Here is an 11,637-nt window from a genome sequence, read left to right as displayed (position 1 = left end):
CGCGGGGTGGATACCGGACTTCATGGCGGTCAGCGCTCCTCCGAGAAGTCGACGTGGCGGCCGGCGACCGGGTCGTACTTGCGCAGGGTCAGCCGGTCGGGGTCGTTCCGCCGGCTCTTGCGGGTCACATACGTGTAGCCAGTGCCCGCCGTGGACCTCAGCTTGATGATCGGGCGTAGTTCATTGCGTGCCATGCGCCACAGCATACACTGAAGTGGTTTTCATTTTCATCTAGCTGCTACGCTGCCGCGAGATCCGCACCACCCGACCGAACGGAGGAACCATGTCCGCCCACTGCCAGCTCACCGGCCGGCAGCCCGGCTTCGGGCACCACATCTCGCACTCCCACCGCCGCACCAGGCGCCGGTTCGACCCCAACGTCCAGCGCAAGCGCTACTGGCTGCCGAGCGAGGGCCGCCACATCCGGCTCACCCTCAGCACCAAGGCCATCAAGACCATCGACACCATCGGCATCGAGGCCGCCGTGGCCCGCATCCGCACCCGGGGAGGGAAGGTCTGATGGCCAAGAAGAGCAAGATCGCCAAAAATGAGAAGCGCCGGGTGGTCGTGGCCCGCCACGCCAAGCGCCGCGCCGAGCTGAAAGCGGTCATCGCCGACCCCCGCACATCGACGGAGGAACGGCTCGACGCCCAGCGGGAACTGCGCCGCCAGCCCCGCGACGCCAGCGCCACCCGCGTACGCAACCGCGACTCCGTCGACGGCCGCCCCCGCGGCCACCTGCGCGCCTTCGGCCTCTCCCGCATCCGGATGCGGGAGATGGCCCACGCGGGCGAACTCCCCGGGGTGACCAAGAGCAGCTGGTGACCGTCCACCGGGGCGGGCCACACCGCTGACGTGTGCCGCTTGGCACACTATTTCTTTCCGTCGGCGCCGATGGTCCCCACCATCGACGCCGACGGCCTTCCGGCTACGGAGCGTCGCCGAGGCGAAGGTCACCGTCGACGGGCGGCACGAAGAAACCGGCCACCTCCGCGTCCGTGACCTCGGCGAGAGCCGCCGGGGTCCAGCGGGGGCGGCGGTCCTTGTCGATCACCTGGGCGCGGATGCCCTCGACGAGGTCCGGGCGGGACAGGGCCGCGCAGGAGACGCGGTATTCCTGCTCCATGACGCGCTCCAGCGAGCCGAGCGCCCGAGCCCGGCGGACGGCTGCCAGGGTGGCCTTCAGCGCGGTGGGGGACTTGGCGAGGAGAGTCTCGGCGGTCTCCTTGGCGGCCGGTTCCCCGACGGCCATCAGCCGGTCCACGATCTCCTCGACGGTGTCCGCGGCGTAGCAGTGGTCGATCCACTCCCGCCGGCCGTCCAGGGTCCCGGCCGGGGCCTCGACGGCGTACCGGGGAAGGACGTCCGCCACCGGCTCCGCGGTCAGATCCCGGGTCAGCGCGGGCAGCAGCCCGGAGGGGACGACATGGTCGGCCAGCCCGCAGCGCAGGGCGTCGGCGGCGCCCACCGACGCCCCCGTGAGCGCCAGATGCGTCCCGAGTTCGCCCGGCGCGCGGGCCAGCAGATGGGTGCCGCCGACGTCCGGTACGAAGCCGATCGTGGTCTCGGGCATGGCCACCTGGGAGCGCTCGGTGACGATCCGCACGCCACCGTGGGCCGAGATCCCGACGCCCCCGCCCATCACGATGCCGTCCATCAGGGCCACATAGGGCTTGGGGTAGCGGGCGATCCGGACGTTGAGCGTGTACTCGTCGCGCCAGAACGCCCGCGAGGCCGCGCCGCCGCCCGAGGTCACGTCCTGGTGGATCAGGCGGATGTCGCCGCCCGCGCACAGCCCGCGCTCCCCCGCCCCGTCGATCACCACGGTCTCGACGGCCGGGTCCCGCTCCCAGGCGGTGAGGGCCTCGGCGATCCGGGTCACCATCGGATGGGTGAGGGCGTTGAGGGCGCGGGGCCGGTTGAGGGTGAGATGTCCGGCGCGGCCCTCGACGCGCGTCAGCACGGCGTCGTCGTCGGCCGCGGAGTCGGTTACGGAGTCGGTCACGGAGTCGGTCGCGCGATCGGTCACGGAGTCGGTCACGAGGTGTTCGTTCCTTCCGGCGTCTGGTGCGTTCGCGGATCACCGGCGATCCGTCACCGCCGATCCTCTCAACGGGCCATCGGGCTCCCGCAGCCGCGCCCTCCGCTCGGGCGGCCGGGCGGCCGGGCGGCACAAAACCCTCTGGACACCCGCCGCCCCGCCGGAGAGGGTTGGCTCAGCCCACCCCTGACCCCGTGAGGACCCGTCTGATGAGTGCTCATCCGCTGCCCACCAGCACCCCCGCCGCCGAGGGCGTGGACGCGCGGGGCGTACACGCCTTCCTCGACGCCGTCGAGGGCGCGCCGGACATCGAGCCGCACAGTCTGATGATCCTGCGCCACGGCCGGCTGATCGCCTCCGGCTGGTGGGCGCCGTACACCGCCGAGCGGCCGCATCTGCTCTACTCCCTCAGCAAGAGCTTCACCTCCACGGCGGCGGGGCTGGCCGCCACCGAGGGGCTGCTGGACCTCGACGCTCCCGTGATCTCGTACTTCCCCGAGTTCGAGGCGGAGATCACCGACCCGGGCAGCCGCGCCATGCTCGTACGCCATGTCGCGTCCATGGCCAGCGGGCACCTCGAGGAGACGCTGGAGCGGGCGTTCGGGCTGGACCCGGAGGAGCCCGTGCGCGGCTTCCTGCGGCTGCCGCCGGACCGCGCGCCGGGCACCGTCTTCGCGTACAACCAGCCCGCCACGTACACGCTCGCCGCGATCGTCCAGCGGGTGACCGGGCAGTCGCTGACGGAGTATCTGCGGCCGCGCCTGTTCGATCCGCTGGGCATCGGCGAGGCGGCCTGGCTGCAGGTGCCGGCCGGGCGCGACCTCGGCTTCAGCGGGCTGTTCGCGGCCACCGACGCGATCGCCCGGCTGGGGCAGCTGTATCTGCGGGGCGGTGAGTGGGAGGGCGAACGGCTGCTTCCGGCCTCCTGGGTCGCCGATGCGACGCGTCTGTGGATCCCGACCGAGGAGCCCATGGCAGCCGGCTCGGGGCCGGACTGGCGGCGGGGGTACGGGCTCCAGTTCTGGATGTCCCGCCACGGGTACCGGGGCGACGGGGCGTACGGGCAGTTCTGCCTGGTGCTGCCCGAGCACGATGTGGTGATCGCCACCACGGCGGACACCGAGCGGATGCAGGCCGTCCTGGACGCGGTCTGGGAGCATCTGCTGCCCGCGTTCGGCGACGCGCCGCTCACCGGCCGCGCGGACGAGGACGCCGCGCTGGAGCGGCGGCTGTCCCGGCTCGCCCTGCCGCCGCTGGCGGCGAAGCCCGCGCCGCTCTCGGACCCCGGCGCCTGGTCGGGCGCGGAGTTCACCCCCGAAGGCGGGGTCTGCGCGGACCAGCCGACCCTGACGGGGGTCACCGTGGCGGAGGACGGCTCCGGGGGCTGGGTCGTCTCGCTGGCCGAGCGGGCGTCCCGGCTGGACCTGGGGTTCGACGGCGCGGAGTGGCGGGTGCACACCGGGCCGGAGGCACCCGTTCCCACGGCGGTGAGCGGGGGCTGGACGGACCCGGACACGCTGACCGTGGACATCGCCTTCCTGGAGACCCCGCACCATCTGGTGGTCACCTGCTCCCTCGCGGACCGCGTCTTCACCGCGCGGTGGCGCACGACGCCGCTGCACCGCGGACCGCTGCACGCCATGCGTGCGCCGGGGCCGCGTTGACTCGTTCCGCCCGTCTGACCAAGGTATGGCTCGGTCCGGGGTACCCCCGGACCCGAACCCCCTGCGGACGGATTGCGGAACGAGGCGGAGATGCACGAGATCGATGCGACGGGCGGGAACGAGGACCGGGGCGCGGATAAGGGCGCGCCGGGCGGGCGGCCGCACCCGGCGCCGGGCGGGGTGTCCGGGGGCGCGGTATGGCTGCTGCGCCCCGAAGGGGGGCTCGACCGGCCGGACCACCCCGTGTTCATGGGCGCGCGGCAGGTCGGCCGGGAGAGACCCGGCGCCGCCGTGATCGTGGATCTCTCACGGGTCCGGGAGATCACAGCGGAGGGTGTGCGGGGTCTGCTGCGCTGTGCGCGGACCCTGTCCGAGGCCGGTGGACGGCTGCTCCTCGCCGGGGCCTCCGACGACATGGCGCGGCTGCTGCGGACGGTGCTGGTGGACGACACGATCCGGATGTACGCCACCGTGGCGGCGGCCGTCGCCGCCCGCGGCGGAGCGGCGGCGCGGGCGGACACCTCCGCGCGGGACACCTCCGCGGGGGACGCCTCCGTGCAGGACGCCTCCGTGCGGGACGGCGGCCCGACGGCGGTGCCGGAGGTGATACGGCTGCGCCGGGAGACCGTCGATCTGCGCGCCAGGTTGCGCTCGCACCCGCTGATCGCGCAGGCGCAGGGCGTGCTGTGGGAGCGCTATCGGCTGCCCGCCGAGGAGACGGCGTTCACCCTGCTCAAGCGCAGCTCACAGACGCACAACGTGAAACTGCGGACCCTGGCGGCCGCGCTGCTGCGCGTGGAACGGCCCGCTCCCGGCAGCCCGCTGTGGTTCCCGGAGCGCAATCGCGGGGAGGCCCCCGCGCTGCCGTTCCTGCCGGATGCGCGGCCCGGTCAGGTCCACCGCTCCACGGTGGTGAAGGGGGTGCTGAACCGGGCCATGGAGGTGGTGGGCTCCGACATCGGGGATCTGCAGCTGGCGGACCCGGCCGGGCTGCGGATGGAGCAGCACCACGGCCTCGGCAGGGAGTTCATCGACTACTTCTCCCATGTCGGCGACGGCGAGACGGCATGCTCGATGGCGGCGGCCCGCGGTCGGCCGGTGGTGTCGGACATCGCGACCGACCGCGTCTTCTCCGACACCGCCCGCGAGATCATCCTGGCCACCGGCTCCCGCACCGCGCACAGCATCCCCATGACCGGCGCCTCCCGCGAGGTCGTCGGGGTGTTCTCGGTCCATGTGCCCAAGGCCAGGCACAGCCTGACCGACGCGGAGACGGCGATCCTGCTCGATCTGGCCACCCGGGCGGGGCTGTGGCTGGAGTGGCATGAGCGGACGGTCGTGCTGGACGCGCTCGAAGACCTGCACCGGCGCGCCCTGGCCGCGGCCCGCGAGGCGGCCCCGCGGCGGCCGTCTCTTGGGAACCCTCCCGGCGGGTACCCGTCGGAGTCCTGACAGCGCTGCTCGGGGCCCGGCGTCGGGAGGACGACCATGGCTGTACCGGCCGCGACGCGCTCCGGCGGCATCCACGCGCCGCCGTGGCTCGGGATCTACCTCAACGACCATCTGGTGGCCGCCACGGCATCGGTCGGGCTGGCCCGCCGGATGAATCGCAGACACCGGCGCTCGGCCTACGGCGGCGAGCTGGCGAGGCTCACCGCGGAACTCGTCCAGGACCGCAGGTCGCTGCTGTGGTGCATGGCCTCACTCGACGTCCCCGTCCGCCGCGGCAAGCTCCGCGCGTCGCGGGCGGCCGAGCGCACGGCGCGGCTGACGCCGGGCAGCCGGCCGCGGCGGCGCACCGGCGTGAACACGCTGGTGGGGCTGGAGGCGCTCCGGATAGGTGTGGAGGGCAAGACACTGTTGTGGCGCTCACTGCTCGCCGTGGCCGTCCATGACACCCGGCTCCGGACGGACCGCCTCGCCGAGCTGCTGGAGCGGGCCGGGCAGCAGCTCACCGCCCTGGACTCGCTGCACTCCAGGGCCGCCTCGGCGCTGATCGCGGCCGAGGGCCCGGTGTAGACGGCGGCCGGCCGACCCGCCCCAGCCGCTTCGGGCGGGCGCCGGTGAGCACCACTTCGGGCGGCCGCCGGTGGGCACCGCTTCGGGCGGGCGCCGGTGGGCACTCGGGAAGGATGACCGAACTTCCCGGCGCGCCCGCGTCGTACTGGATGGACACCGCCCCGCCCGGCACCCCCCACCCGGCCCTGACCGAGGACCTGGAGGTCGATGTCGCCGTGATCGGCGCCGGGATCGCGGGGCTGAGCACCGCGTGGGAGCTGGCCCGCGCCGGGCACCGGGTGGCGGTGCTGGAGGCGGACCGGATCGCGGCGGGCGTCACCGGCCACACCACCGCCAAGCTCACGGCGCTGCATTCGCTCGTCTACGACCGGCTGCGGCGCACCCGTGGGCCGGAGGGCGCGCGGATGTACGCGCGGTCGCAGTCCGACGCGGTCGAGCGGGCGGCGGCGATCGCGGCCGAACTCGGCATCGACTGCGATCTGGAGCGCGTGCCGGCCTTCACCTACACCGAGGACCCGGAGCGCGCTGACATCATGCGCGCCGAGGCGGACGCCGCGAGCGAGGCGGGGCTGCCCGCCTCGTATGTGACGGAGACCGGGCTGCCCTTCCCGGTCGCGGGCGCGGTCCGGGTCGAGGGCGGAGCGCAGTTCCATCCGCGCAGGTACCTCCTCGGGCTCGCCGAGGATCTGCGCGCCCGCGGCGGGCGGATCCATGAGCACACCCGCGCCACCGGCCTGGAGGAGGGCGCCCCCTGCCGGATCACCACGGAGGGCGGGGCGGTGGTGACGGCCGGGGACGTGGTGATCGCCACCCACTACCCGGTGTTCGACCGGGCACTGCTGTTCGCCCGGCTCTCGCCGCACCGTGAACTCGTCGTGGCCGCGCCCCTGCCCGCCGACCGGGATCCGCACGGCGCGTATATCACCCCGGACCAGCGCACCCGGTCGGTGCGCAGCGCGCCGTACGGTGACGGGCGGCGGCTGCTGATCGTGACCGGAGAGAGCTTCACCCCCGGCACCGGGGACACCGCCGAGCGCTTCGAGCGGCTGGCGGACTGGACCCGGGAGCGCTTCCCCGGCGTGGAGATCACCCACCGCTGGGCCGCCCAGGACAACGACCCGACCGACACCGTGCCGCTGGTCGGCCCCTTCCACCCCGGAGCGCGCCACACCTATGTGGCGACGGGCTTCGCGGGCTGGGGCCTGAGCGGCGGCGTCATGGCGGGCCGACTGCTCACGGCGCTCATCGGCGGTGAGCGGCCGGAGTGGGCCGGGCTGTACGACCCCCGGCGGCTGGGGACCGCGCTGCGCGAGGCCCCGGCGCTGCTCGGCCACCAGTTCCACGTCGGGAGGCATTTCATCGGCGACCGGCTGAGCGCCCCGGGGGCCGGCCCGGTCGACGGGATCGCCCCGGGCACCGGGGCCGTGGTCCGGCTGGACGGGCGGCGCCGCGCCGTCTACCGGGACGAGGACGGCACGGCTCACGCGGTCTCGGCCCGGTGCACCCATCTGGGCTGTCTCGTGGCGTTCAACGCCGCCGAGCGGGCCTGGGAATGCCCCTGCCACGGCTCCCGCTTCGGCACCGACGGCCGGGTGCTCCAGGGTCCGGCCAACCGGCCCCTGGAGCGGCACGACATCTGACCCGCGGCGTCCGATCGCCTACGGGCTGAACCCCCCGCGGGCACTGTTGGATGAAACACGTACATGGCCCCCGGCCATGGGGGTACACGCCTGGCGACACCCCGTCGGCTGAGAAAGGACCACCGCCGTGCTGATGGCCCACCCGGTCGTACTCCAGAACCTCATCGAGCAGTACGAGACGCTGCGGATGCTGCACGCCGAATCCGGCGGCACCGAGGTACGACAGCGGATGGACGATCTCGCCTACACCCTGTGCGTCTCCACCGGGACGCGGGATGTGGACGCCGCCCTCATCGCCGCCCGGCACCGGCTGCCCGGCGCACGGGTGGAGGACGACTCGGCCCTCACGGCAGGAGCGGGCACACCGGGTGGCTGAGAGCCTGTGCCACATCCCCGGCCGGGCGTGCGACGCCTGGCACGCACGCTGATCCGGCCGGGGATGTGACACAGGCTCTGAGGGGCGGGCACACTCGGCGTCCGAGCCCCGCCGCGCCGCCTGCAGGTGATGGCGCCCCCGCCGGATCAGCCCTCGGCCCCGCGCGCCAGCTCGGCGAGGTCCATGGTCTGGTCCGCCGGCGGCGCCTTCACCGTGACCGGCTCGTTGAGGGCCGAGAAGGTGATGGTCATGTCGAGCGGGCCCTTCTTCCCCTCGCCGCGGGCGCGGAACCGCTTGGCGTGACCGTCCGGGTCGATCCACATGTCCATGGACAGCCGGTCGATCCCCATCTCCTCGTACGCCTTGAGGTTCTTCTCGCGGCGCTCGCGGGTCGCCGCGTCCTCGTCCTTCAGGCTCGCGCGCATCTGCTGGAGGTTGATGGTGCCCCGGTAGTGCGTGGTGCGCACCCCGTCGATGGTCTCCTCGCCGACCCGCTTCACATCGTCGGCGCCGGAGAGGAAGGCCGACTCGTCGGCCGGGTTCTTGTCGGCCTGGCGGGAGAGCGAACCGCCGGCCAGCGCGCCGGTCGCCTTCTCGCCCAGCGCGCCGAGGTCCAGCTTGAGCCAGCTCTTGCCGTCCAGCCCGGCGGCGGCCTCCTTGCCCCCGTCGAGGTACATCACCCCGTCGAGCATCCGGATCTCCACCGCCGCGTCCGCGCCCTGGTCGACCGCGCGCATCTTCATGCTGACGGCGAGCGGCTTGGTACTCATCGCCGCCTCGCCCTCGACCCGCCCGTCCTCGGGGGTGCTTCCGCTCATCCGGTAGCGGAACGAGGTGAGCTTCTCGCTCTTCTCGGCGGCCGCGCGCACCGCCGCCGCCGGGGCCATCCGCACCTGCTCCGAGGACTTCTCCCCCGCCTTGCCCTCGGACTTTCCGTCCGATCCGGACGATCCGCAGCCGACCGCGCCGCCGCAGAGCAGCACGGCGGCGAGCACGGCACCCGCCGCACGGACACCCTTGCCATGTCCCCCATATACGACCATGGCCATAAACCCCACCCCTTGCAGAACTTCTGTTCGTTTCGCTGTGATCCGGGACAGTACCAGCAGAGGGTGACAATCGGATCCCGGCCATCACGCGCGGGTCGCGCACCGTGTGCCGACCTCTCTTACCGTGGGCATACTTGAAGACGCGACCATTGGTTCACTCTCCGCCAAGGGCGCCACGGTGGAGCCGGCACCTCGCCCACGGCGGAAGTCCGGGGCAAGGGTGAGATGACAGCATGACGCGACCGGACATCCCGCGGGACGAGTGGTCCGTCCGGTCGGGCGATCTCCTCGGCGAGGGGGCCACCGCCAAGGCCACGGTCGACGAGCACGGCATCGTCACCCAGTGGAACGAGGCGGCCCGCGGGCTGCTCGGCTACCGCCCAGCCGAGATCGTCGGCAGGCCGGCGGCCGAGCTGCTGCAGGACTCCTCGCCCGCCCGCGCCGAGGTGTCGGCCGCGCTGCGCTCCCCCTCCCCGCCCGCCCGGCTGAACGGTCGGGTCACCCTGCTGCGCCGCGATGGCTCCACCGTGGCGCTGGGGCTGCTGGCGCACCGCCGCACCTCGTCCGCCGGGGCCCCCGAGTGGCTGATCGTCTCCGCCGTGCCGCGCTCCGGGGACACCGCCCGGGACGAGGAGTTGATGCGGCGCGCCTTCCTCGGGGGCCCCTGCACGATGGCGGTCTACGACACCGGACTGCGGCTGCGCTGGGCCAACCACGACCTGGAGCGGGTGATGGGCCTGCCGCAGGAGGAGATGCGGGGGCTGCGGATCCCGGAGATCATGCCGGGCCCCGAATCCGAGTCGGCCGAGCGGACGATGCGGCGGGCGCTGGAGACGGGCGAGGGGCAGCGGCTGGAGCTGGCGGCGCCCATGCCCGGCCACCCCCACCCGCTCGCCTGGTCCGCCGTCGTCGCCCTGCTGCTGGACGACGAGGGCCGGGCGGCGGCCGTGATGCTGTCCGCCCACGACACGACCGCCCAGCTGACCGCCCGGCAGCGGCTGACGTTGCTCAACGAGGCCAGTGTGCGGATCGGCGACACCCTGGACATCGACCGGACCGCGCAGGAGCTGGCCGATGTCACCGTCCCGGCGCTCGCCGACTTCGTGACGGTCGATCTGCTGCCAGCGGTGCACGACGGCGGGGAACCGCGCCCCGGCCCGCCGGGCGGCCATGTGCTGCTGCGCCGGGTCGCCTGCCGGTCGGTCTTCGCGGGCTGCCCGGAGGCCGTGCTGGAGCCGGGGCAGGTGGCGGCCTACCCCGAGTTCTCCCCCGCGGCCGAGTGCCTGAAGGCCGAGCGGGCGATGCGGAACCGGGTCACCGACCCCGCCGTCGCCCGGTGGGCCGACGAGGCCCCGGAGCGGGCCGCCATGATCCGCCGGTTCGGGCTCCATTCGACGATGGCCGTTCCGATGCGGGCCCGCGGCACCACCCTCGGCGTGGCCACCTTCTCCCGGCACCGCCGCCCCGAGCCGTTCGAGCACGACGATCTGCTGCTCGCCGAGGAGATGACGGCCAGGGCCGCCGTCTGCGTCGACAACGCCCGGCGGTACACCCACGAGCGGCACACCGCGCTGGCCCTGCAGCGCAGTCTGCTGCCGCACACCCTGCCGCCGAGCGCCGCGGTGGAGGTCGCGTCCAGCTATCGGCCGGCGCATTCCCGGTCCGGGGTGGGCGGCGACTGGTTCGACGTCATCCGGCTGTCGGGCGCGCGGGTGGCCCTGGTGGTCGGTGATGTGGTGGGCCATGGCGTCCGGGCGTCGGCCGCCATGGGACGGCTGCGGACGGCGGTGCGCACCCTCGCCGACGTCGATCTGGCCCCCGATGAGCTGCTCACCCATCTCGACGATCTGATCAACCATCCGTCGGACGAGTCGGAGAACGACGGCGGCGGTCCGGGCACGGCGGAGGCGGCGGACCCGGCGGCGGCCGGGGAGGCTGTGGGGGTGACCAACGCGCAGGTCGGCGCCACCTGTCTGTACGCGGTCTACGACCCGGTCTCCCACCGCTGCTCGCTGGCCCGGGCCGGGCATCCGCCGCCCGTGCTGGTGACGCCCGATGGCACCGCCACCCTCCTCGACCTGCCCGGCGGGCCGCCGCTGGGGCTGGGGAGCCTGCCGTTCGAGACGGTCGAGCTCGAACTGCCGGAGGGCAGCCTGCTGGCCCTCTACACCGACGGTCTGATCGAGTCGCGCGGCCAGGACGTCGACAAGGCGATCGACACCCTGCGCTTCACCCTCGCCCAGCCGGCCCCCTCCCTGGACGCCCTCTGCCAGGCGGTGCTGGCCAAGCTGCTGCCGGGCCATCCCACCGACGACATCGCCCTGCTCCTGGCCCGCACCCGGGGGATGGCCGCGGAGCGGGTGGCCACCTGGGAGCTGCCGGACGACCCGGCCGTGGTGGCCGGGGCCCGCCGGGAGGCCGCCGAGCGGCTGGCCGCGTGGGGCTACGAGGAAGCCGCCTTCACCATGGAGGTGGTGGTCGGCGAGCTGGTCACCAACGCCATCCGGCATGCCACCCCGCCCATCAGGCTGCGGCTGATCCATGACCGGGCCCTGATCTGCGAGGTCTCCGACGGCAGCGCCACCGCACCGCATCTGCGCCGGGCCCGCGCCTTCGACGAGGGCGGCCGCGGACTGCTGCTGGTGGCCCAGCTGACCGAGAGCTGGGGCACCCGGCAGACCGCCACGGGCAAGACCATCTGGGCCGAACTGGCCGCCCCGGCCCTTCAGGGGCCCATGGCCTGATGGGCCGCCACGGATCGTCGCGATTGCCGCTCCACGGCTTCACGACCGCAGCTCCCGCCGCACCTCTTCACTACAATCGCGGAGCGACGAAGCCCCGCTCAGCA

11 protein-coding genes are annotated in these 11,637 nt (G+C 73.7%); 8 read left to right on the top strand and 3 right to left on the bottom strand.

Features of this window, described 5'->3' with window-relative positions; translation table 11 throughout:
- Positions 1 to 29: 29 nt before the first annotated feature.
- On the bottom strand, positions 30 to 194 hold the full coding sequence (gene rpmG, locus NP777_RS40495; RefSeq protein WP_256655174.1) for a 50S ribosomal protein L33: 165 nt from the start codon (positions 192 to 194) through the stop codon (positions 30 to 32).
- 89 nt (positions 195 to 283) lie between these two features.
- On the opposite strand from rpmG, the gene rpmB reads away from it, so the two are divergent.
- Positions 284 to 520 (top strand): 50S ribosomal protein L28, encoded by a 237-nt coding sequence (gene rpmB, locus NP777_RS40490; RefSeq protein WP_256655173.1) that lies wholly within the window; start codon positions 284 to 286, stop codon positions 518 to 520.
- Positions 520 to 825 (top strand): 30S ribosomal protein S14, encoded by a 306-nt coding sequence (rpsN, locus tag NP777_RS40485; protein ID WP_256655172.1) that lies wholly within the window; start codon positions 520 to 522, stop codon positions 823 to 825. Before rpmB ends, rpsN begins: the two co-directional genes overlap by 1 nt.
- A gap of 103 nt (positions 826 to 928) precedes the next feature.
- Here rpsN and NP777_RS40480 read toward each other — a convergent pair whose 3' ends face one another.
- Entirely contained in the window at positions 929 to 2,005 is a 1,077-nt protein-coding gene (locus NP777_RS40480) for an enoyl-CoA hydratase/isomerase family protein (protein ID WP_256655183.1), read from the bottom strand.
- 245 nt (positions 2,006 to 2,250) lie between these two features.
- Here NP777_RS40480 and NP777_RS40475 point away from each other — a divergent pair, with 245 nt between their 5' ends.
- The 5 genes from NP777_RS40475 to NP777_RS40455 all read left to right on the top strand — a co-directional run bounded on the left by NP777_RS40475 (position 2,251) and on the right by NP777_RS40455 (position 7,740).
- Positions 2,251 to 3,705 carry a serine hydrolase domain-containing protein gene (locus tag NP777_RS40475; protein WP_256655171.1) on the top strand — a complete coding sequence of 485 codons (1,455 nt, stop codon included), beginning with the start codon at positions 2,251 to 2,253 and terminating at the stop codon, positions 3,703 to 3,705.
- Between the two features lie 90 nt (positions 3,706 to 3,795).
- Complete coding sequence (locus NP777_RS40470; protein ID WP_256655170.1) at positions 3,796 to 5,157, top strand: ANTAR domain-containing protein; 1,362 nt, start codon at positions 3,796 to 3,798, stop codon at positions 5,155 to 5,157.
- A 36-nt stretch (positions 5,158 to 5,193) separates the two neighbouring features.
- On the top strand, positions 5,194 to 5,724 hold the full coding sequence (locus tag NP777_RS40465; RefSeq protein WP_256655169.1) for a hypothetical protein: 531 nt from the start codon (positions 5,194 to 5,196) through the stop codon (positions 5,722 to 5,724).
- Positions 5,725 to 5,837: 113 nt separating this feature from the next.
- Positions 5,838 to 7,364: an FAD-dependent oxidoreductase gene (locus NP777_RS40460; protein ID WP_256655168.1), complete on the top strand. Its 1,527-nt coding sequence runs from the start codon at positions 5,838 to 5,840 to the stop codon at positions 7,362 to 7,364.
- Between the two features lie 127 nt (positions 7,365 to 7,491).
- Positions 7,492 to 7,740 (top strand): DUF5133 domain-containing protein, encoded by a 249-nt coding sequence (locus tag NP777_RS40455; RefSeq protein ID WP_256655167.1) that lies wholly within the window; start codon positions 7,492 to 7,494, stop codon positions 7,738 to 7,740.
- A 146-nt stretch (positions 7,741 to 7,886) separates the two neighbouring features.
- Here the strand turns inward: NP777_RS40455 and NP777_RS40450 are convergent, their stop codons facing one another.
- Positions 7,887 to 8,789 carry a DUF1396 domain-containing protein gene (locus NP777_RS40450; RefSeq protein ID WP_256655166.1) on the bottom strand — a complete coding sequence of 301 codons (903 nt, stop codon included), beginning with the start codon at positions 8,787 to 8,789 and terminating at the stop codon, positions 7,887 to 7,889.
- A 233-nt stretch (positions 8,790 to 9,022) separates the two neighbouring features.
- On the opposite strand from NP777_RS40450, the gene NP777_RS40445 reads away from it, so the two are divergent.
- Positions 9,023 to 11,533, top strand: a complete 2,511-nt coding sequence (locus tag NP777_RS40445) for a SpoIIE family protein phosphatase (protein WP_256655165.1) — start codon at positions 9,023 to 9,025, stop codon at positions 11,531 to 11,533.
- Positions 11,534 to 11,637: the final 104 nt, after the last annotated feature.

The organism is Streptomyces rugosispiralis, assembly GCF_024505145.1.
GTDB lineage: Bacteria > Actinomycetota > Actinomycetes > Streptomycetales > Streptomycetaceae > Streptomyces > Streptomyces rugosispiralis.
This window is presented reverse-complemented; position numbering and strand designations above follow the sequence as displayed.